The following is a 21,537-nucleotide window of genomic DNA, read 5'->3' as shown; positions in this document are numbered from 1 at the left end:
CCCTTATTTCCAGATATTCAACGGCGACATGATCCAGAAGCCGACCACCACCAGCCACACCACGCAGACCGGAATGAAGATTTTCCAGCCCAGACGCATGATCTGGTCATAGCGATAGCGCGGGAACGTAGCACGCGCCCAGATGAACACCGACAGCAGGAAGAAAACTTTCGCGACGAGCCACACGATGCCCGGCACGAACGACAGAAAACCGAACGGAGCGCTCCAGCCGCCGAGGAACAGCGTCGCCGCCAGCGCCGAGATCACGATCATGTTGATGTACTCGGCGAGGAAGAACAGCGCGAACGCCATACCCGAGTAATCGATCATGTGACCGGCGACGATTTCCGACTCCCCTTCCACCACGTCGAACGGGTGACGGTTCGTTTCAGCGATGCCGGAGATGAAGTAGACGACGAACATCGGCAGAAGCGGCAACCAGTTCCATGACAGGAAGTTCAGGCCGTAGCTCGCGAAAATGCCGCGTTCCTGCGACGTGACAATAGCCGACAGGTTCAGCGTACCAGCCGTCATCAGCACGACGACGAGCGCAAAGCCCATGCAGATTTCGTACGACACCATCTGCGCCGCGGCACGCATCGCGCCGAGGAACGCGTACTTCGAATTCGACGCCCAGCCGGCGAGAATCACGCCATACACGCCGACCGACGAAATCGCCATCGCGTACAGCAGACCTGCGTTGATGTCGCCGAGCACCGCACCCGCCTGGAACGGAATCACCGCCCAGACCGCGAAGGCCGGCACGACCACCATGATCGGGGCGATCATGTAGATCCAGCGGCTTGCCTGGGTCGGCTGAATGACTTCTTTCAGCAGCAGCTTCAGCACGTCGGCGATTGGCTGCAACAGGCCGGCGGGACCGACACGGTTCGGGCCGAGACGCACGTGCATCCAGCCGATCAGCTTCCGTTCCCACAGGATCAGGTAAGCCACGCACAGCAGGATCACGACCGCCACCACCAGGATGCGCACGAGTGCCCACACCGTGGGCCATGCCACACCGAGAAGCTGGGTGCCGCCCGAGTTGATCGTTTCGAACAAGCTCATTTACGCCTTCTCCACCACCAGTTCACCGAACAGGCTGCCCAGCGCTGCACCAGCAGGCGTGCCTACCGATACGCGGACGACCGTTTCCGCAAGATTCGCATCACGCACCGCCGGCAGTTGCACCGACAGTTCGCCCTGGCGCACGCGGATCGCGTCGCCCTCTTTCAGACCCAGCTTGTCGAACAGCGCAGCCGGCAGACCGGCCGAGTTCGCTGCGCGCGCCGCTGCCGTCAGGTGCAGCGATTCAGCGCGGCGCACCAGCGGATCAGCGTGGTAAATCGGTACATCGGCAACGCGTTCGAACGTGCCTTCGGCAGCCTTCGGCGCGCCGTTGCGGGCAATCGCCACGTCCGTGCGGTTCGACAGGCGCGACGTCAGATCGCCGTCGCCCAGCGCCGCCGTGCGCACTTCTTCAGCCGTGTCGAATTCGAAGCCCGGAGCGCCGAGAATGCTACCCAGCACGCGCAACACCTTCCATGCCGGACGCGTTTCGCCCAGCGGACGCACGACGCCGTTGAACGTCTGCACCGTACCTTCGGCATTGACGAACGTGCCGGCCGTTTCCGTGAACGGTGCGACCGGCAGCAGTACGTCGGCGTAATCGGTACCCGTCACGAACGACGACATCACGACGACCATTTCCGCCTGCTTCAGTGCGGCCAGTGCGTGTGCCGGGTTTGCCGTGTCGAATTCCGGCTCGAGGTTCAGCAGCACATAACCCTTGCGCGGCTGTTCGAACACTTCACGGGCATTCAGACCACCTGCGTCCGGCAGTGCGCCGACGAGATGCGCGCCCACCGTGTTCGCTGCTTCCGTGAGGAAGCCGAGCTTCGCGCCGGTTGCGTCCGCAATCCATTGCGCCGCTGCATGAATCTGTGCGAATTGCGGATGCCGCACAGCGTCGTTGCCAAGCAGTACGACGCGTGTCGAGCCACCTGCGAGCGATGCGGCGGCCTGCTTCGCCGCGTCCGATGCCTCGACGCCTTTAAGCGTTTCCGGCAATGCTTCGCCGCGCAGTTCAGCGACCGAAGCGGCGATGCCGGCAAGTTCATGCAGCCACGCCGATGGCGCAGCGACAACACGCTTCGCTTGCGGGATCAGCGCGTCGTCAGCCGTTGCCTGCAGCAGCGTGAGCTTCGCGCCGCTCTTCGCAGCCTGGCGCAAACGCGCGGCCAGCAACGGATGATCGCGACGCAGCGTCGAACCGATGATCAGTGCGGCGTCGAGATTCGACAGATCGGCGATAGCGGTGCCGAGCCACGGCGTTCCATTGACCGGCGCCGCAAAATCGGACTGACGCAGACGGAAGTCGACGTTCGGTGTGCCGACGGCTTGTGCGAGCTTCTTCAGCAGGAACAGTTCCTCAACCGTGCTGTGCGGGCTGGCGAGCGCGGCCAGCGCGTTCGCGCCGTGGTCGCCCTTGATGCCATTCAGACCCTTGACGACGTATTCGAGCGCCGTCTGCCAGTCGGTTTCAATCCACTTGCCGTCCTGCTTCAGCATCGGCTGCGTGAGACGCTCCGCGCTGTTCAGGCCTTCGTACGAGAAACGATCCTTGTCCGAGATCCAGCATTCATTGATCGCTTCGTTTTCGAACGGCAGCGCGCGCATCACGCGATTGTTCTTCACCTGCACCACGAGGTTCGCGCCGACGGAATCGTGCGGGCTTACCGACTTGCGGCGCGACAGTTCCCACGTACGGGCGCTGTAGCGGAACGGCTTGCTGGTCAGCGCGCCGACCGGGCACAGGTCGATCATGTTGCCCGACAGTTCCGAATCGACCGTCTTGCCGACGAACGACGTGATTTCCGCATGCTCGCCACGACCCAGCATGCCGAGCTCCATCACGCCGGCGACTTCCTGGCCAAAACGGACGCAGCGCGTGCAGTGAATGCAGCGTGTCATTTCTTCCATCGAGATCAGCGGGCCGACGTTCTTGTGGAACACGACGCGCTTCTCTTCGCTATAACGCGACGACGACTTGCCGTAACCGACCGCCAGATCCTGCAGCTGACATTCGCCGCCCTGATCGCAGATCGGGCAGTCGAGCGGATGGTTGATCAGCAGGAATTCCATCACGGATTGCTGCGCCTTCACCGCCTTGTCCGACTTCGTGCGCACGATCATGCCCGCCGACACCGGCGTCGCGCATGCCGGCACGGCCTTCGGCATCTTCTCGACTTCGACGAGACACATCCGGCAGTTGGCCGCAATCGACAACTTCTTGTGATAGCAGAAGTGAGGAATGTACGTATCGACCTTATGCGCAGCCTGGATCACCATGCTGCCTTCAGGTACCTCGACTGTCTTGCCGTCTATTTCAAGTTCAACCATGATGGTCAATCTTCCTTAACCTGTTACCGCTCAATCGTTCGTCCGCTCAATCGCCCATTCAGTCGCTGGCCCGTTTGACGGACACGGCGACGAATCCCCGCGGCTGGTGCTTTAGCGTTGCTCCGCTTCGGCTGTTTCGCTCAAGCGGCTACTGTTTCTCTGGCCGCGGCCGCACCGGTGTGACCGCCAACCATGCAGTGCTTGTGCTCGACGTGGTATGCGAATTCATCCCAGTAGTGCTTCAGCATGCCGCGCACCGGCATCGCCGCCGCATCGCCGAGCGCGCAGATCGTGCGGCCCATGATGTTTTCAGCGACCGAGTTCAGCAGGTCCAGATCTTCCTGGCGGCCGAGCCCGTGTTCGATGCGATGTACGACGCGATACAGCCAGCCGGTGCCTTCGCGGCACGGCGTGCACTGACCGCACGACTCTTCGTAATAGAAGTACGACAGGCGCAGCAGCGAGCGCACCATGCAACGTGTCTCGTCCATCACGATCACCGCGCCGGAACCGAGCATCGAGCCGGCCTTCGCGATCGAGTCGTAGTCGAGATCGGTGTTCATCATCATCTCGCCCGGAATCACCGGCGCCGATGAACCACCCGGGATCACGGCCTTGATCTTCTGGCCGCCGCGCATGCCGCCGGCAAGTTCCAGCAGCGTCGCGAACGGCGTGCCGAGCGGCACTTCGTAGTTGCCCGGACGTTCGATGTCGCCGGAGATCGAGAAGATCTTCGTGCCGCCGTTGTTCGGCTTGCCCAGTTCGAGGTACGCCTGCGGGCCGATTTCCAGCAGGAACGGCACGGCCGCGAACGTCTCGGTGTTGTTGATCGTCGTCGGCTTGCCATACACGCCGAAGCTCGCCGGGAACGGCGGCTTGAAACGCGGCTGACCCTTCTTGCCTTCGAGCGATTCGAGCAGCGCGGTTTCCTCGCCGCAGATGTAGGCACCGTAACCGTGATGCGCATGCAGCTCGAACGCGAAGCCCGAACCCATGATGTTCGCACCGAGGAAACCCGCGCGACGCGCTTCCTCAAGGGCTTCTTCGAAGACCTTGTAGGTTTCCCAGATTTCGCCGTGGATGTAGTTGTAGCCGACCGTGATCCCCATCGCGTACGCACCGATGGCCATGCCTTCGATCAGCGAATGCGGGTTCCAGCGCAGGATATCGCGGTCCTTGAACGTACCCGGTTCGCCTTCGTCCGAATTGCAGACGAGGTATTTCTGCCCCGGGAACTGACGCGGCATGAAACTCCACTTCAAGCCGGTCGGGAAACCTGCACCGCCACGGCCGCGCAGACCCGACGCTTTCACGTCGGCGATCACCTGCTCGGGCGGAATCTTTTCTTCCAGAATGCGGCGCAGCTGCTTGTAGCCGCCGCGCGCGACGTAATCTTCGAGATGCCAGTTGTCGCCGTTCAGGCCGGCGAGAATCAGCGGTTTGATGTGACGATCGTGTAAAGACGTCATTTCGAAAGCTCCTCGAGCAGCTGGTCGATCTTCTCGCGGCTCATGAAGCTGCACATACGATGATTGTTCACGAGCAGCACCGGCGCATCGCCACACGAACCAAAGCACTCGCCCTCTTTCAGGGTGAATTTGCCGTCCGCGGTGGTCTCGCCGAAATCGATACCGAGTTTTTGCTTCAGGTATTCGGCGGCGCTCTCAGAGCCGCCGTCCGGGCCGAGCTGGCACGGCAGGTTCGTGCAGAGCGTGATCTTGTGCTTGCCGACCGGCGACGTGTTGTACATCGTGTAGAAGGTCGCAACCTCCTGCACGGCAACCGCGGGCATGCCAAGGTAGTCCGCCACGAACTGCATGATTTCGGGCGACAGCCAGCCATGCTCTTCCTGAGCAGTGGCCAACGCCGACATCACGGCGGACTGTTTCTGATCGGCGGGATACTTCGCGATCGCACGATCGATTTCTTTCAGGCCTTCAGCTGAGATCATTTTCAGACACGACTCTTTCAATTCCTACCGAACGAAAACCTGCCGCTCATTGCTTGCTGCGACAGACCCGGCGTTCCTTTGCTTGACGCGCGAGGGACCGCGCGCGCCGTTATGAAAATCGCCTAGCGATCCACTTCGCCGAACACGATGTCCTGCGTACCGATGATCGTCACAGCGTCGGCGATCATGTGACCGCGCGCCATTTCATCGAGCGCGGACAGGTGCGCATAACCCGGCGCGCGGATCTTCAGGCGATACGGTTTGTTCGCGCCATCCGAGATCAGATAGATGCCGAACTCGCCCTTCGGATGCTCGACCGCCGCATACGCCTCGCCTTCCGGCACGTGGAAGCCTTCCGTGAAGAGCTTGAAGTGGTGAATCAGCTCTTCCATGTTCGACTTCATGCCGACGCGCGACGGCGGCGCAACCTTGTGATTGTCGACCATCACCGGACCCGGATTCTTCCGGAGCCACTCAATACACTGTTTCACGATGCGCGTGGACTGACGCATTTCCTCGACGCGCACCAGATAGCGGTCGTAGCAGTCGCCGTTCACGCCAACCGGAATATCGAAGTCCATCTTGTCATAGACTTCATACGGCTGCTTTTTGCGCAGATCCCACTCGATGCCCGAACCGCGCAGCATCGCACCGGTCATGCCGAGTTGCAGCGCACGCTCCGGGCTCACCACGCCGATACCGACGAGACGTTGCTTCCAGATCCGGTTGTCGGTCAGAAGAGTCTCATACTCGTCGACGCACTTCGGGAAACGCGTGAAGAAATCGTCGATGAAGTCGAGCAGCGAACCCTGACGGTTCTCGTTCATCCTCGAGAGCGCCTTCGCATTGCGGATCTTCGACGCCTTATATTGCGGCATTGCGTCAGGCAGATCGCGGTAGACACCACCCGGACGGTAGTACGCCGCGTGCATCCGTGCGCCGGACACTGCCTCGTACACGTCCATCAGGTCTTCGCGCTCGCGGAACGCATACAGGAACACCGCCATTGCGCCGACGTCGAGTGCGTGCGCACCGATCCACATCAGGTGGTTCAGCACGCGCGTCACTTCGTCGAACATCACGCGGATGTACTGCGCGCGGATCGGCACGTCGATGCCGAGCAGCTTTTCGATCGCCATCACATAGCCATGCTCGTTCACCATCATCGACACGTAGTCGAGACGGTCCATGTACGGCACGGACTGGATGAAGGTCTTGGTTTCAGCGAGCTTTTCGGTCGCGCGGTGCAGCAGGCCGATGTGCGGATCGGCGCGCTGGATCACTTCGCCGTCGAGTTCGAGCACGAGGCGCAGCACACCGTGCGCGGCCGGATGCTGCGGGCCGAAGTTGAGCGTGTAGTTCTTGATCTCTGCCATGGCGTTCTCTTAGTGTTTCAGACCGCCATAGCGATCCTCACGGATCACGCGCGGCGTGATTTCCCGCGGCTCGATCGTCACCGGCTGGTAGACGACGCGCTTCTCTTCCGGGTCGTAACGCATTTCGACGTAACCGGAAACAGGGAAATCCTTGCGGAACGGGTGGCCAATAAAGCCGTAGTCGGTCAGGATCCGGCGCAGGTCCGGGTGACCTTCGAAGACGATGCCGTACAGGTCGAACGCTTCGCGCTCGTACCAGTTGGCGGAACTCCAGATATCGACAACCGATGCGACGAACGGCACTTCGTCGTCCGGCGCGAACACGCGCACACGCAGACGCCAGTTGTTCGCCACCGACAGCAGATGCAGCACGGCCGCGAAACGCGGGCCTTCGTAGGTACCGTCGCCGTACGTCTGGTAGTCGACGCCACACAGGTCCATCAACTGCTCGAAGCCGAGCGACTTGTCGTCGCGCAGGCGCGTTGCCACTTCGAGGTAATCGCTCGCCTTGACGACGATCGTCAGCTCACCGATTGCTTCGGTGACGCTCAGCAGGCGGCCGCCAAAGGCCGCCTCGAGGTTCGCTTTGAGAGTCTCGAGTTTGCTTGCCATATAGTGGGGGAAGAGGCGTTGGCCTTATTGACGGGCGATGGTATTGGTGCGGCGGATCTTCGCCTGAAGCTGGATCACGCCGTAGACCAGCGCTTCAGCCGTGGGCGGGCAACCCGGCACGTAGACGTCGACCGGCACGATGCGATCGCAGCCGCGCACCACCGAATACGAGTAGTGGTAATAGCCGCCGCCGTTCGCGCACGAACCCATCGAAATCACCCAGCGCGGCTCGGCCATCTGGTCGTAGACCTTGCGCAGGGCGGGCGCCATCTTGTTGCACAGCGTGCCGGCGACGATCATCACGTCCGACTGACGCGGACTCGGACGAAACACCACACCGAAACGGTCGAGGTCATAACGGGCAGCGCCCGCATGCATCATCTCGACCGCGCAACACGCGAGACCGAACGTCATCGGCCACAGCGAGCCGGTGCGCGTCCAGTTGATCAGCTTGTCAGCCGTAGTGGTGACAAACCCTTCCTTCAAGACCCCTTCGATACTCATTTGCTTTCCACTCCAGACGGGGCGGCAAGCCGTGCCACCCACGCAAACCGGCGATTAATCTGTCATTCCCAATCGAGGCCGCCCTTCTTCCAGATGTAGGCGAAGCCAAGCAGGAATTCGAGCAGGAAAATCATCATCGCCATGAAGCCGGGCCAGCCGATATCGCGCAGGGCAACGCCCCACGGGAACAGGAACGCGGTCTCAAGGTCGAAAATAATGAAGAGAATGGCAACCAGGTAGTAGCGCACATCGAACTTCATGCGCGCATCTTCGAATGCCTCGAAGCCGCACTCGTACGGTGCGTTCTTCTCGGTGTCAGGCCGGTTGGGGCCGAGGATCTTGCCGATACTGACCAGTGCCACGCCTAAGCCGGTTCCAACAATAAGGAACAACAGGACGGGGAAATAGGCTGCGAGGTTCAAGACTATCCTCAATCGGTTGGTTCTGAATGTGGTCAGGGAGCGCAGCTTGCCGCATCTTCCTGACATCCAATTACTTCGGCCTGCTTTGCAATGCAAGCAAACGGCAAGCAGCCTGCCAGAAGTAAAAATGCCAGCCGAAGCAAAAGCAATCGGCTGGCATTAGATAACATTGGTGCCGACGGCGAGACTCGAACTCGCACAGCTTTCGCCACTACCCCCTCAAGATAGCGTGTCTACCAATTTCACCACGTCGGCACTACTGCAATCCGGGAAAACAAGCTATAAAACCCGCGAATCGCTTCAAGACTTGAATTGTAACTGGTTTAAACAGTTTGTTCAACGCACAAAAAGCGTTTGATCCGAAAATTTTATTTCGGTACATCCTGGCCCGGAGCGGACGCAGCGGAAGCCGGGATTGCAGCCGGCACAGCCACCGGAGCCGATGCGGCCGATGCCGCAGCCGGCGCCGTCGCAGCCGCGCCAAGCAGGCCTGCCGACGGCCTCGAACGATCCGAACCGAGGTACGTGAGCGTCAGTGTCGAGACGAAAAATATGGCAGCAAGTACGGCCGTGGTGCGCGACAAAAAGTTTGCCGAGCCCGTCGCGCCGAAGAGGCTGCCCGACGCGCCGCTGCCAAATGCGGCACCCATATCGGCGCCCTTGCCGTGCTGCAGCAACACAAGGCCAATGACCCCAAGCGCCGACAGCAATTGAACGACGATGATCAACGTTTTCAAATACAGCATCACACTCACCTGAGAGTCTTTATTTAACCGCGCAACACCATGTGTGGTGCACGCAATGGGCCTGCCTCGCCCGGACGTCCTGCCCGGCCTGAGCGGCTTACGCCGCGTCGGCCATCACGGCTTGCGCCGCGTTGCAGATCGCCAGGAAATCCTTGTCTTTCAACGATGCGCCGCCGATCAGGCCACCATCGATATCCGGCTGACGGAACAACTCTTCCGCATTGTCGGGCTTCACACTACCGCCATAGAGCACGTGTACATCAGCCACTGCCGCGTCTTTCGCGGCAAGACGCCCGCGCAAAAACGCATGCACCTGTTGCGCCTGCACAGCCGTCGCGCTCTTGCCCGTGCCAATCGCCCAGACCGGCTCATACGCCACCACGATACGAAGCGCTTCTTCCAGCGAAAGTTTCGCAAGCACCTCGTCGATCTGTGCGCCGACGACCGCCTCCGTTTCGCCCGCATCACGCTGTTCGAGCGTTTCGCCGACGCAGACGATCGGTATCAATCCCGCTTCGAGCGCACGCTGCGTCTTTGCCGCCACCAGTTCAGCGCTTTCGCGATGATACGCACGACGCTCGGAGTGGCCGACAATCGCAAACTTCGCGCCAAAATCGGCAGCCATGTCTGCGGCAACTTCGCCCGTGTAGGCACCTTCGGTGAACGCGGAGACATCCTGCACGCCCCACGCCACACGCGAGCCCTCAAGCAGCGACTGCGCCTGCGAAAGATACGGACACGGCACGCACAGCCCCACAAGGAGGCCTTCCGGCAAAGCGGCGACACCTTGTGCCACGGCCTTCATCAGGCTCGCGTTATGGGCCAGACGACCGAACATCTTCCAGTTACCGACTACTGCTTTCGCTCGTTGTTTCGACATTGTCTCGTCTTGTCGTGAGACAGGCTCGAACTACGCGTCGGCCCGTCTTTTAGCATCCGTGAATCGTGCGTCGAGCGCAAAACATGTAATTTTACTGTGCGTTGACGGATCGGGTCAAACCAGCAGGATTAAACATCCGCGCCCCAATTCAGTACGATCTTGCCGACGTGGGCACTGCTTTCCATCAGTGCGTGCGCGTCGGCAGCCTGCGCGGCCGGAAACACGCGATGCACAACCGGCTTGATACGGCCCGCTTCGATATGGGGCCACACATGCTCTTTCAGGTTCGCCGCGATCCCCGCCTTGAATTCGACCGGTTGCGGACGCAGCGTCGAACCGGTAATCGTCAGACGGCGGCGCAGGATGTCGCTCAGGTTCACCTCCGCCTTCGCCCCGCCGAGCAACGCGATCAGCACGAGGCGGCCGCCATTGGCGAGTGCTGTCAGCTCACGCGGAACGTAGCTCCCGGCCACCATATCGAGAATGACGTCGACGCCGCGATCGTTCGTCAGCGACTTCACCACTTCGACGAAATCCTCAGTCCTGTAGTTGATCGCCCGTTCGGCACCCAGTTCTTCGCACGCACGGCATTTGTCGTCCGAGCCGGCCGTCGCGAATACGCGAAAACCCAGCGCATGCGCGATCTGGATCGCCGTCACGCCGATGCCGCTCGAGCCGCCCTGCACCATGAACGTTTCGTTCGCGCCGCCCTCGCCCGCGCCCAGCTTCGCGCGATCGAACACGTTGCTCCACACCGTGAAGAACGTCTCCGGCAGCGACGCTGCCTCGATGTCCGTCAAACCCTTCGGCACCGGCAGGCATTGCGCCAGCGGTGCCACGGCGTATTCCGCGTAACCGCCGCCCGCGAGCAGCGCACACACACGATCGCCCACTTTCAGGCCGAACGGGTTATGCCGTTCGTCGATCGAACCGCCGACGATCTCGCCCGCGACCTCCAGCCCCGGCAGATCGGACGCGCCGTGCGGCGGCGCATACGCGCCCTTGCGCTGGAACACGTCCGGACGGTTGATGCCCGACGCCGCCACCTTGATCAGCACTTCGCCCGCTTTCGGTTCCGGCATCGGCCGTTCGGCCAGCTTCAGGACATCCGGTGCGCCGAATTCGGTAATCTCGACAGCTTTCATCTGCATCACCTCCAAAGGTGTGGATTGCACTGCCAGCCCGGCAGGTGCCGCACGGCTGGCAGTGCAATCCATCCTCCATGAAAAACGGCCGGCGCGCATTCACGCCACCGGCCGTCATCCTGCTAACGCATTACTGCGGCGTCGGCTCGTCTTGCGGCGCGCCAGCCGGTGCTTCGTTCAGCAACGCCTTGGCCGACAGACGCACGCGACCCTTCTCGTCCGTCTGAATGACCTTGACCTTCACGTGCTGGCCGTCCTTCAGGTAGTCGTTGATGTCCTTGATGCGCTCGTTCGCGATCTCGGAGATATGCAGCAGACCGTCCTTGCCCGGCAGGATGTTCACGATCGCACCGAAATCCAGCAGCTTCAGCACCGTGCCGTCATACACCTGACCGACTTCGACTTCCAGCGTGATGTTTTCGATGCGCTTTTTCGCTTCGGCCATGCCTTCGCTGCTCGTGCTTGCGATCGTCACGACGCCGTCGTCCGAAATATCGATCGTCGTGCCGGTTTCCTCGGTCAGCGCGCGGATCACCGAACCGCCCTTGCCGATCACATCGCGGATTTTTTCCGGATTGATCTTGATGGTGATCATGCGTGGCGCGAATTCCGACAGTTCCGTGTTCGCACCCGAAACAGCCGATGTCATCTTGCCGAGGATATGCATACGGCCTTCCTTCGCCTGCGCGAGGGCGACCTGCATGATTTCCTTCGTGATGCCCTGGATCTTGATGTCCATCTGCAGCGCGGTCACGCCTTGCTCCGTACCCGCCACCTTGAAGTCCATGTCGCCGAGGTGATCTTCGTCGCCGAGGATGTCGGTCAGCACCGCGAACTTGTTGCCTTCGAGAATCAGGCCCATCGCGATGCCGGCGACGTGCGCCTTCATCGGCACGCCGGCGTCCATCAATGCGAGGCAGCCGCCGCACACCGAAGCCATCGACGACGAACCGTTCGATTCCGTGATTTCCGACACGACGCGAATCGAGTAGCCGAATTCGTCGGCACCCGGCAGGCACGCGGCCAGCGCACGCTTGGCCAGACGGCCGTGACCGATTTCGCGGCGCTTCGGCGAACCGACGCGCCCCGTTTCGCCGGTCGCGAACGGAGGCATGTTGTAGTGGAGCATGAAGCGTTCGCGGTACTCGCCTTCGAGCGCGTCGATGTTCTGCTCGTCGCCCTTCGTGCCGAGTGTCGCGACAACCAGCGCCTGCGTTTCGCCACGCGTGAAGAGCGCCGAGCCGTGCGTACGCGGCAGCACGCCGGTACGGATTTCGATCGGACGCACCGTGCGCGTGTCGCGGCCGTCGATACGCGGCTCGCCGTTCAGGATCTGCGTACGGACGATCTTCGCTTCGATGTCGAACAGCACGTTGCCGACGGAGGCCTTGTCGGCCGCAACCGTGCCGGCCGCAGCCGCTTCTTCTTCCAGCTTTGCCGACGTGGCTGCGTACACTTCCTTCAGCTTCGTCGAACGCGCCTGCTTGTCGCGCAACTGGTAAGCGGCGAGCAGGTCGGCTTGCGCCAGTTCCGTCACGCGCGCGATCAGCGGCTCGTTCTTCGCGGCCGGCTTCCAGTCCCATTCCGGCTTGCCGCCTTCGCGGACAAGCTCATGGATCGCGTCGATCGCGATCTGCATCTGTTCGTGGCCGAACACCACGCCGCCGAGCATCACTTCTTCGCTCAGTTGCTGCGCTTCCGATTCCACCATCAGCACCGCGCGTTCCGTACCGGCGACGATCAGGTCGAGCGCCGATTCCTTCATTTGCGGACGCGTCGGGTTCAGCACGTATTCGTTGTTGATCCACGCCACGCGTGCTGCGCCAACCGGGCCGTTGAACGGCAGACCGGAAATAGCGAGCGCCGCCGACGCGCCGATCAGCGCGGGAATGTCAGCGGGAACATCCGGGTTCAGCGACAGGACGTGGATCACGACCTGAACTTCGTTGTAGAAGCCTTCCGGGAACAGCGGGCGCAGCGGACGGTCGATCAGGCGCGAAATCAGCGTTTCGCCTTCCGACGGACGGCCTTCGCGACGGAAGAAGCCACCCGGGATCTTGCCGGCGGCATAGGTTTTTTCGAGGTAATCGACGGTCAGCGGGAAGAAATCCTGACCCGGCTTTGCCGTTTTGGCACCGACAACGGTGGCCAGCACCACGGTATCTTCGACATCGACGAGCACAGCACCGCTTGCCTGGCGGGCGATTTCACCCGTCTCGAGGCGAACGTTATGTTGTCCCCATTTGAATTCTTTGACGATCTTGTTGAACATAGTCACTCCTTTTCTTCGTTATGCCGCGCGGACGGACAGCGGCGCGGCAACGCCAGAACCGGTGCCACATGGGAAGAGAAGTGTTATGCCATTCCAGAGAACCACGCTTTTCTCGCGCGAACCGCTGGAATGACACAAAACTCTGCCCTGAGGCCCGGTCGTGTTCTGGTCACCCACCGCATGATCTTCCATGCGCATCGCGGATGACGCCTCGATGCACCTCACATGAAGCGCATCGTTCAAAAACAAAATGCCTGTATCAGCTGACTGACACAGGCATCTTGCTGAGAGACCAACCCGATTACTTACGCAGACCCAGCTTCTCGATCAGCGCGCGGTAACGGTCAGCGTCCTTGCCCTTCAGGTAGTCGAGCAGCTTGCGACGGCGGCTCACCATGCGCAGCAGGCCGCGGCGGCTGTGGTGATCCTTCGTGTGAGCCTTGAAGTGAACGGTCAGTTCGTTGATACGGGTCGTGAGCAGCGCGACCTGAACTTCGGGGGAGCCCGTGTCGTTTGCTGCGCGCGCGAATTGCGCGACGACGTCGGACTTCTTGCTTGTTTCAACTGCGGACATATTGATTTCCTTGATTACTGAACAGGCGGTCACGGAAGAAAGGCCGTGCCGTGGGGGTACAACGAGGGGCGTATTGTAGCACAGCCCAAACGGCCCGCGAACCCTTCCCTTACAGCCCCTTGCAACGGGAATCCGCCCCAAAGGCACGCCCGGCGTGCTCACGGGCGTTCGCGAGCGTTCAGGGGCGTTTCATGCGACACACAGTGGATGGCTCAGTGCGTGCCGCCGGCAGTGCCAGCACGGTGCGAAAGCCATAGCCGGAACCTTCATTGTCGAAACGCACACCTGGCGTGCCTGCCTTCTCCATTTCCATCACATAAAGGGGCTGGATGAACTGGTGGTCCGCTGCGCGCATCCACGACGCGTGAAAGCCGTTGTCGAACGTCCTGCCCTCCAGCGCCTTCGCGACCGCCTCCGGCCGGGCGCTTGCCGCACTGTTCATCGCTGAAGCCAGCATCTCGATCATGATTTCCATGCGCAACACGGGGTAGTCGTCGGCGGCAGCGGGAAAACGGGTGCGAAACGCCTTGTACCACGCGTCCGAGGCGGCGCCGCCCGCGTTCGGATGCCAGTCGGCGACCGCCACGACCCGGCCGACGCCCGCGTCGCCCAGTGCCGCCGGCGCGCCCAGACTGTTGCCGTAGAACGTGTAGAACTTCGTGTTGAGCCCCTGCTCGCGCGCCGCCTTGACGAGCAGCGTCAGATCGTTGCCCCAGTTGCCCGTCACGACCGCGTCCGCGCCGCTCGCGCGGATTTTCGCGATGTAAGGCGCGAAATCCTTCACCCGGCCGATCGGATGGAATTCGTCACCGACAATGCCGATATCCGGCCGCTTCGCCTTCAGCGCCTCGCGCGCGAGCGTGCTGACGTCGTGGCCAAAACTGTAATCCTGGTTCAGCAAGTAGACTTTCTTCACGGACGGGTCGCGCTGGATCACATCGGCGAGCGCATCCATGCGCATGCCGATGTGGGCGTCGAAACGGAAGTGCCAGAAACTGCAGTTCGCGTTGGTAAGCGCGGGATCGTCGGCGGAATAGTTGAGCAGCAGTTCGCGGTTGTCCGGTTCACGGGCGTTCTGCTTTTCGATCGCGCCCAGCAGCGCCGCGGCGACCGCGGAACTGTTGCCCTGAAGGATGTAGCCGATATGCTGGTCGGCGGCTGCCCGCAGTTGCACAAGCGCTTCTTCGGCGCTGCCCTTGCTGTCCAGCACGACGAGTTCGAGCGGATGCGCGCCATCCTTCAGTTTCACGCCGCCCGCCGCGTTCACGCGCTCGACGCCGAGCCGCAGGTTCCGCTCCACCGCCGCGCCCGCGTTGGCAAACGGCCCGGACATGCCCTCGATCAGCGCGAGACGCACGGGTTCGCCGCCGGCGTGCGCGAGCGTCACCGACACTGCCGCGAGCGCGCCCAGCGCCGTTCGTATCCAGTTCGCCACCATCGTTACTCCCACCGCGATTGATTCATCCGAAGCGCGGATCATAGAGGCGTGCACGTCACCGGGCAAGGGCGCCGCCCACCCCAAGTTCGCGCGCCGTCACGCAGCGCGGACAAATCTTTTGCCGCGCCGCGTGTCAAAATACCGTGGCTTCCTGACAGAACACATAACGTGAGGCCACCAGAATGCCACCGGAGGAACCCATGCTTAACCGCCTCTTCACCGTGCCTGCCCCCGGCGGGACGACAACGCAGCCAGCACGCGCCGGCCGGTTGCGCCGTGCGGCGCTCGCGTGCGCCTGCTTCGGCGCCGTGATGCTCACGGGTTGCGCGCAACCGTGGCAGCAGTTCCAGCCGGGCGAAGACCAGTCGACCCTGATCACCCGCCTCGGCCCGCCACGGGAAACCTATGACCTGCCGAACGGCAGCCGGCGCCTGATGTGGCCCACCCAGCCGATGGGCGAAACCACCACCGCCGCGGACGTCGACGCCGCCGGCAAGATCCTGTCCGTGCGCCAGGTGCTCCAGCCCAACGAGTTCTACCGCGCCGAGGTCGGCAAATGGACGCGCGACGATGTGCTCGTCAACTTCGGCCGCCCGGTCGAAACGTCGTATTTCCCGCTGATGAAACGTGAGGTCTGGACCTACCGGTACCTCGAGGACAACGTCTGGTACATGATGTTCAGCTTCTACTTCGACGACCAGGGCGTCCTGCGGACCACCCAGAAAAGCCCGGACCCGCTGCACGATCCGGATCGCCGCGGCCTCTTCTGATCGTATCCCGGTAGCATGCACACACAGGCCGCCTCGCCCCTGAGGCGGCTTTTCTGTATATCGTCGGCCGATACGGAGGCGCTTTCGATGACCCTTCCCAGACAGATGCTGGCCGCCAATACCGAATGGGCCGATGAAACGGTTGCCCGCGAGCCGCATTTTTTCCAGGCCCTGTCGCGGGGACAAAACCCGCTGGTTCTATGGATCGGATGCTCGGACAGCCGTGTTCCCGCCGAGACCATCACGCTTTGCCAGCCGGGCGACCTGTTCGTCCATCGCAACATCGCGAATCTCTTTCCGCCCGACGACGACAACTGTTCGAGCGTGCTCGAATACGCCGTGCGCGTGCTGAAGGTCGGGCACGTGATCGTCTGCGGTCACTATGGTTGCGGCGGCGTGCGGGCGGCGCTGCTGCCGCCGTCGCCGGAGCTGCCGCACGTCAACCGGCGCATCGCGCCGCTGCGCGCGCTGGCCCATGCGCACCACGACGAACTGGACGCTCAGCCGTCCGACGATGCGCGCCTCAACCGGCTCGCCGAACTGAACGTGCTGGAGCAGGTTCAGCGGCTGCGCGACACCGACATCGTGCGCGAAAGCCAGCCGGCGCCGCTCGTGCATGGCTGGATCTTCTCGCTCGACGACGGACGCATCAAGGTCGTCGCATCCGGCTACCCGGGCGACGCGCAACGCGACCCCGGAAACTGAAAACCCCGTGCCCTTATGGGGCACGGGGTTTCGTCTGAACGTACACACGGAAAGCGCGGATCGACGCCCCGCGGTCAATGACGTTACGAACGCTGCGGATTCAGCTTGTCGACGTTCGAGTACAGCTTGTTGAGCGCCGAGATATACGCTTTCGCGGAAGCCGCGACGATATCCGGATCGGTGCCGACGCCGTTCACGATGCGCCCGCTCTTCGACAGACGCACCGTCACTTCGCCCTGCGCCTGGGTGCCCGTCGTGATCGCGTTCACCGAGTAAAGCAGCAGTTCCGAGCCGCTCCCCACTTCGGTTTCGATCGCGTTCAACGTGGCGTCGACCGGACCGTTGCCGCGCGCTTCGCCGGTCACTTCCTTGCCTTCCATCGAGAACACGATCTTCGCGTGCGGCTGCTCGCCCGTTTCCGAGTGCTGCGACAGCGAAACGAACCTGTAATGTTCCTTTTCGTGAGCTTCGGCAGATTCTTCCGTCACGATCGAGATGATGTCTTCGTCGAAAATTTCCGACTTGCGGTCGGCCAGCTCCTTGAAGCGCGCGAACGCCGTGTTCAGTTCGCCTTCGCTTTCGAGCGAAATGCCGAGTTCCTGCAGACGCTGCTTGAATGCGTTACGGCCCGAGAGCTTGCCGAGCACGATCTTGTTCGCGCTCCAGCCCACATCTTCGGCCCGCATGATTTCGTACGTGTCGCGCGCCTTCAGCACACCGTCCTGGTGAATGCCGGATGCGTGTGCAAACGCGTTCGCGCCCACCACCGCCTTGTTCGGCTGCACGACAAAACCGGTGATCTGCGACACGAGCTTCGACGCCGGCACGATCTGCGTCGTATCGATGCCGAGATCGAGGCCGAAGTAATCCTTGCGGGTCTTCACGGCCATCACGATCTCTTCGAGCGACGTATTGCCCGCACGCTCACCGAGACCGTTGATCGTGCACTCGACCTGACGCGCGCCGCCGATCTGCACGCCTGCCAGCGAGTTCGCCACGGCCATGCCGAGGTCGTTGTGGCAGTGCACGGAGAACACCGCCTTGTGCGAGTTCGGGATGCGCTCGCGCAGATCCTTCACGAGCTTGCCGTACAGTTCCGGCACGCCGTAGCCAACCGTGTCGGCGATATTGATCGTGGTCGCGCCTTCGGCGATCACCGCTTCGAGCACGCGGCACAGGAAGTCCATATCCGTGCGGCTGCCGTCTTCCGGCGAGAACTCGACGTCGTCCGTGAACTTGCGCGCGAAACGCACCGCGAGTTTTGCCTGCTCGAACACCTGGTCCGGCGTCATGCGCAGCTTCTTTTCCATGTGCAGCGCCGACGTCGCGATGAACGTGTGAATGCGGAAGTGGCTGGCGGGCTTCAGCGCATCGGCGGCACGCTGGATGTCCTTGTCGTTCGCGCGGGCGAGCGAGCAGATCGTGCTGTCCTTGATCATCGACGCGATCGTGTGGATCGAATCGAAATCGCCGTTCGAACTGGCGGCGAAACCGGCTTCGATGACGTCCACTTTCATCCGTTCGAGCTGCTTCGCGATACGGATTTTTTCTTCCTTGGTCATCGACGCACCGGGCGACTGCTCGCCGTCGCGCAAGGTCGTGTCGAATATGATCAGCTTGTCTGCCATGTCGGGTCTCCGGGACTCAATCAAATGTGGGAATGAAGATACGGAATTCGGGTGTTTGCGCCACCGCTGGCGACGCTAAACAACAGACGAGGCAGACGGAGGGCGAAAACGGTCAGCGCGGCAGGCGCGCTAGCACTAGTGCGCATAGGGGCGCACCGGCTTGAAGAGACAGGAAGGGGAATGTGAAAATAACCATGTCAGCGACTATAGCGGCAATCCGGAAATCGCGCAATTAGCGCCGCACCCGGCGCCCGAAACGAAAAGCGGCAGCCCTCGAGCCGCCGCTTTTGTCCTGCCTTCCTGCCGACCAGGCCGGTTTCAGTGATCGCGCTGTGACGAACGGGCCGGGTTCGCCCGGCCCCGAAGCGCCTGATAGCCCCAGAACACGTAGCCCGACAGCCCGTACAGGACGAACAGGCCGAACAGCATCAACGGCGGATCGGACGACACCAGCACGAACGCCATCACGACCAGCAGGATCACGCCGAACGGCACGCGATGCCGCACGTCGAGCGCCTTGCCGCTGTAGAACGGCGCGTTCGACACCATCGTCACGCCTGCATAGATCGTCAGCACGAACGCGACCCACGGCAGCCAGACGAGCTTCAGCGGCACGCGGTTATCGGTGGCGAGCCACACGAAGCCCGCGATCAGCGCCGCGGCGGCCGGGCTCGGCATGCCCTGGAAGAAGCGCTTGTCGACCACGCCGATGTTCGTGTTGAAGCGCGCCAGCCGCAGCGCCGCACCCGAGCAGTACACGAATGCCGCAAGCCAGCCCCACCGGCCGAGGTCCTTCAGTATCCATTCGTACATCACGAGCGCCGGCGCGACGCCGAACGACACCATGTCCGAGAGGCTGTCGAACTGCTCGCCGAACGCACTCTGCGTATGCGTCATGCGCGCAACCCGGCCGTCCATGCCGTCGAGCACCATCGCCACGAAAATCGCGATCGCCGCGACTTCGAAGCGCACGTTCATCGCCTGCACGACGGCGAAGAAGCCGCAGAACAGCGCGGCGGTCGTGAAGGCGTTCGGCAGCAGATAGATACCGCGCTTGCGCAGGAACTGCTGGCGCGCGGCACGCCGGCTGTCGACGACACCCGGTTCCGGCATCGGCTTCTTGCGGCGGAAAGGCCGGGGCTGCGGGCCGGCGCTGCGCGGTCGACGCGGTTTGAATGCGGCCATCGAAACCTCCTTGTGCCGCGTTATAGTTCAGCGAGGATCGTCGACGAGGCAGACACCTTCTCGCCAATCGATACGCGCGGACGGCTGCCCACCGGCAGATACACGTCGACACGCGAACCGAAACGGATGAAGCCATAGCGCTGACCGCGCGTGAGCGGTTCGCCCGCACGCACATAGCAAAGAATCCGGCGTGCGATGAGACCCGCGATCTGCACCGACGTGACCGTCTGGCCGCTTGCCATTTCGATCACCAGCGCATTGCGCTCGTTCTCGAGCGAAGCTTTATCGACTGCGGCGTTCAGGTAAGCACCCGGAAAATATTCGACCTTCGAGATCGCGCCATCCACTGGCGAGCGTTGCGAGTGGACGTTGAACACATTCATGAACACGCTGATCTTCAGCGCTTCGCGGTTGGCGTACGGGTCGTGCGCCGTTTCGACAGTGACGATGCGGCCGTCGGCGGGACACAGCACGGCATTGGCCTGCGTGGGAATCGGGCGAGCCGGGTCGCGGAAAAACTGGACGATGAAAATCAGGATCAGCCAGAACGGCCATGCGAAGCCGAACCCCGCGATGGCATGGATCAACAACGCAACGACGGCCGCGATGGCGATGAACGGCCAGCCTTCGCGCGCGATGATCGGATGAGGGTAATTCATGAGTGGCTTCAGTATTTTTGTAAAACCGTAGGATAGCAAAAGCCGCCCAGGGTTCATCACACCTGGACGGCTTTTGGGACCATCCGGCGATGCGCCCGCGATTGCTGCGGACGCACAAACCGGACGAATGCAACGCTGGCCTAGTTCTTCGACTGGTCGACGAGCTTGTTCGCAGCGATCCACGGCATCATCGAGCGCAGCTTCGCACCGACCGTTTCGATCTGGTGCTCAGCCGTCAGACGGCGACGCGATTGCAGCGTCGGCGCGCCAGCGCGGTTTTCGATGATGAAGCTCTTCGCGTACTCGCCCGTTTGAATATCGGTGAGAACCTGCTTCATCGCCTTCTTCGTTTCGGCCGTCACGATCTTCGGACCCGTCACGTACTCGCCGTATTCGGCGTTGTTCGAGATCGAGTAGTTCATGTTCGCGATGCCGCCTTCGTAGATCAGGTCGACGATCAGCTTCAGTTCGTGCAGGCACTCGAAGTACGCCATTTCCGGCGCGTAGCCCGCTTCCACCAGCGTTTCGAAGCCAGCCTTGATCAGGTCGACCGTACCGCCGCACAGCACGGCCTGTTCGCCGAACAGGTCGGTTTCCGTTTCTTCGCGGAAGTTCGTTTCGATGATGCCGGCACGGCCGCCGCCGTTTGCCGCTGCGTACGACAGCGCGATGTCACGGGCCGCGCCCGACTTGTCCTGCGCGACCGCGATCAGGTGCGGCACGCCGCCGCCTTGCGAGTACGTGCCGCGAACCGTGTGTCCCGGTGCCTTCGGCGCGATCATGATGACGTCCAGATCCGCACGCGGAATCACCTGGCCGTAATGCACGTTGAAGCCGTGCGCGAATGCGAGGGCTGCACCCTGCTTCGCGTTCGCATGGACTTCCTTTGCGTAGACTTCGGCGATCTGCTCGTCCGGCAGCAGCATCATGACGACGTCCGCGCCCTTCACGGCTTCGGCCACTTCCTTGACCTTCAGGCCGGCGTTCTCAGCCTTGCTCCACGATGCGCCACCCTTGCGCAGACCCACCGTCACGTTCACGCCGCTTTCGCTCAGGTTCAGCGCGTGTGCATGGCCTTGCGAGCCGTAACCGATGATGGTGACCTGCTTGCCTTTGATGAGGGAGAGGTCGGCGTCCTTGTCGTAGAAAACTTTCATGTTCGTTCCTTGGCGATATTCAGAGAGATTCAGGTACTGCGTGTTGTGTGCTGCTGGCCGGATTCGCGTCATGGACAGCGCGCTCATCCGGCCGTGATCGATGCAAACGGC

The 21,537-nt window shown here is 62.0% G+C and carries 20 protein-coding genes and 1 tRNA gene; 2 read left to right on the top strand and 19 right to left on the bottom strand.

All coding sequences use genetic code 11. The features are described 5' to 3' along the window. Nucleotides 1–3: 3 nt before the first annotated feature. The 15 genes from nuoH to LPA34_RS21510 form a co-directional block, all read right to left on the bottom strand. The gene (gene nuoH / locus LPA34_RS21580) at nt 4–1,068 is read right to left on the bottom strand and encodes an NADH-quinone oxidoreductase subunit NuoH (RefSeq protein WP_228982053.1); all 1,065 of its coding nucleotides are present in this window, start codon (nt 1,066–1,068) and stop codon (nt 4–6) included. Beyond that, nucleotides 1,069–3,402 (bottom strand): NADH-quinone oxidoreductase subunit NuoG, encoded by a 2,334-nt coding sequence (gene nuoG, locus LPA34_RS21575; RefSeq protein ID WP_228982051.1) that lies wholly within the window; start codon nt 3,400–3,402, stop codon nt 1,069–1,071. A 140-nt stretch (nt 3,403–3,542) separates the two neighbouring features. Next, a complete protein-coding gene (gene nuoF / locus LPA34_RS21570; protein WP_228982049.1) occupies nt 3,543–4,871 on the bottom strand; it encodes an NADH-quinone oxidoreductase subunit NuoF in 1,329 nt (442 codons plus the stop codon). Continuing rightward, the gene (nuoE, locus tag LPA34_RS21565) at nt 4,868–5,353 is read right to left on the bottom strand and encodes an NADH-quinone oxidoreductase subunit NuoE (protein ID WP_228982047.1); all 486 of its coding nucleotides are present in this window, start codon (nt 5,351–5,353) and stop codon (nt 4,868–4,870) included. Before nuoE ends, nuoF begins: the two co-directional genes overlap by 4 nt. 122 nt (nt 5,354–5,475) lie before the next feature. After that, complete coding sequence (locus tag LPA34_RS21560; protein ID WP_228982045.1) at nt 5,476–6,729, bottom strand: NADH-quinone oxidoreductase subunit D; 1,254 nt, start codon at nt 6,727–6,729, stop codon at nt 5,476–5,478. A 9-nt stretch (nt 6,730–6,738) separates the two neighbouring features. Next, nucleotides 6,739–7,341 carry an NADH-quinone oxidoreductase subunit C gene (locus LPA34_RS21555; protein ID WP_228982043.1) on the bottom strand — a complete coding sequence of 201 codons (603 nt, stop codon included), beginning with the start codon at nt 7,339–7,341 and terminating at the stop codon, nt 6,739–6,741. A 24-nt stretch (nt 7,342–7,365) separates the two neighbouring features. Continuing rightward, nucleotides 7,366–7,845 carry a NuoB/complex I 20 kDa subunit family protein gene (locus LPA34_RS21550; RefSeq protein ID WP_006052903.1) on the bottom strand — a complete coding sequence of 160 codons (480 nt, stop codon included), beginning with the start codon at nt 7,843–7,845 and terminating at the stop codon, nt 7,366–7,368. 62 nt (nt 7,846–7,907) lie between these two features. Beyond that, a complete protein-coding gene (locus LPA34_RS21545; protein WP_090531360.1) occupies nt 7,908–8,267 on the bottom strand; it encodes an NADH-quinone oxidoreductase subunit A in 360 nt (119 codons plus the stop codon). A 170-nt stretch (nt 8,268–8,437) separates the two neighbouring features. After that, a tRNA-Leu gene (locus tag LPA34_RS21540) sits at nt 8,438–8,522 on the bottom strand. A 113-nt stretch (nt 8,523–8,635) separates the two neighbouring features. Then, nucleotides 8,636–9,013, bottom strand: a complete 378-nt coding sequence (gene secG, locus LPA34_RS21535; protein ID WP_228982042.1) for a preprotein translocase subunit SecG — start codon at nt 9,011–9,013, stop codon at nt 8,636–8,638. A gap of 97 nt (nt 9,014–9,110) precedes the next feature. Continuing rightward, nucleotides 9,111–9,893 carry a triose-phosphate isomerase gene (tpiA, locus tag LPA34_RS21530; protein WP_228982040.1) on the bottom strand — a complete coding sequence of 261 codons (783 nt, stop codon included), beginning with the start codon at nt 9,891–9,893 and terminating at the stop codon, nt 9,111–9,113. 128 nt (nt 9,894–10,021) lie between these two features. Then, the gene (locus tag LPA34_RS21525; RefSeq protein ID WP_228982038.1) at nt 10,022–11,038 is read right to left on the bottom strand and encodes an NAD(P)H-quinone oxidoreductase; all 1,017 of its coding nucleotides are present in this window, start codon (nt 11,036–11,038) and stop codon (nt 10,022–10,024) included. Nucleotides 11,039–11,168: 130 nt separating this feature from the next. Then, nucleotides 11,169–13,310: a polyribonucleotide nucleotidyltransferase gene (pnp, locus tag LPA34_RS21520; protein ID WP_228982036.1), complete on the bottom strand. Its 2,142-nt coding sequence runs from the start codon at nt 13,308–13,310 to the stop codon at nt 11,169–11,171. Between the two features lie 301 nt (nt 13,311–13,611). Further along, nucleotides 13,612–13,884 carry a 30S ribosomal protein S15 gene (gene rpsO / locus LPA34_RS21515; protein WP_025496081.1) on the bottom strand — a complete coding sequence of 91 codons (273 nt, stop codon included), beginning with the start codon at nt 13,882–13,884 and terminating at the stop codon, nt 13,612–13,614. Between the two features lie 178 nt (nt 13,885–14,062). Further along, nucleotides 14,063–15,322 (bottom strand): branched-chain amino acid ABC transporter substrate-binding protein, encoded by a 1,260-nt coding sequence (locus LPA34_RS21510; RefSeq protein WP_228982034.1) that lies wholly within the window; start codon nt 15,320–15,322, stop codon nt 14,063–14,065. Between the two features lie 200 nt (nt 15,323–15,522). Between LPA34_RS21510 and LPA34_RS21505 the strand changes: the two genes are divergently transcribed. Then, nucleotides 15,523–16,092: a hypothetical protein gene (locus tag LPA34_RS21505; RefSeq protein WP_228982024.1), complete on the top strand. Its 570-nt coding sequence runs from the start codon at nt 15,523–15,525 to the stop codon at nt 16,090–16,092. An 87-nt stretch (nt 16,093–16,179) separates the two neighbouring features. After that, the gene (locus tag LPA34_RS21500; protein ID WP_228982022.1) at nt 16,180–16,797 is read left to right on the top strand and encodes a carbonic anhydrase; all 618 of its coding nucleotides are present in this window, start codon (nt 16,180–16,182) and stop codon (nt 16,795–16,797) included. A gap of 83 nt (nt 16,798–16,880) precedes the next feature. Here the strand turns inward: LPA34_RS21500 and LPA34_RS21495 are convergent, their stop codons facing one another. The 4 genes from LPA34_RS21495 to ilvC all read right to left on the bottom strand — a co-directional run bounded on the left by LPA34_RS21495 (nt 16,881) and on the right by ilvC (nt 21,498). Beyond that, nucleotides 16,881–18,425: a 2-isopropylmalate synthase gene (locus tag LPA34_RS21495; RefSeq protein ID WP_228982019.1), complete on the bottom strand. Its 1,545-nt coding sequence runs from the start codon at nt 18,423–18,425 to the stop codon at nt 16,881–16,883. A 318-nt stretch (nt 18,426–18,743) separates the two neighbouring features. Beyond that, nucleotides 18,744–19,610 carry a CDP-diacylglycerol--serine O-phosphatidyltransferase gene (gene pssA / locus LPA34_RS21490; protein ID WP_228982013.1) on the bottom strand — a complete coding sequence of 289 codons (867 nt, stop codon included), beginning with the start codon at nt 19,608–19,610 and terminating at the stop codon, nt 18,744–18,746. Nucleotides 19,611–19,630: 20 nt separating this feature from the next. After that, complete coding sequence (locus LPA34_RS21485) at nt 19,631–20,269, bottom strand: phosphatidylserine decarboxylase (RefSeq protein ID WP_228982010.1); 639 nt, start codon at nt 20,267–20,269, stop codon at nt 19,631–19,633. A 140-nt stretch (nt 20,270–20,409) separates the two neighbouring features. Next, the gene (gene ilvC, locus LPA34_RS21480; RefSeq protein ID WP_267478178.1) at nt 20,410–21,498 is read right to left on the bottom strand and encodes a ketol-acid reductoisomerase; all 1,089 of its coding nucleotides are present in this window, start codon (nt 21,496–21,498) and stop codon (nt 20,410–20,412) included. Nucleotides 21,499–21,537: the final 39 nt, after the last annotated feature.

Origin of the sequence: Paraburkholderia gardini, assembly GCF_907164575.1 — a bacterium.
Classification (GTDB): Bacteria; Pseudomonadota; Gammaproteobacteria; order Burkholderiales; family Burkholderiaceae; genus Paraburkholderia; species Paraburkholderia gardini.
Note: the sequence above shows the minus strand (reverse complement) of the source record. Positions and strands in the feature narration are given on the sequence as shown.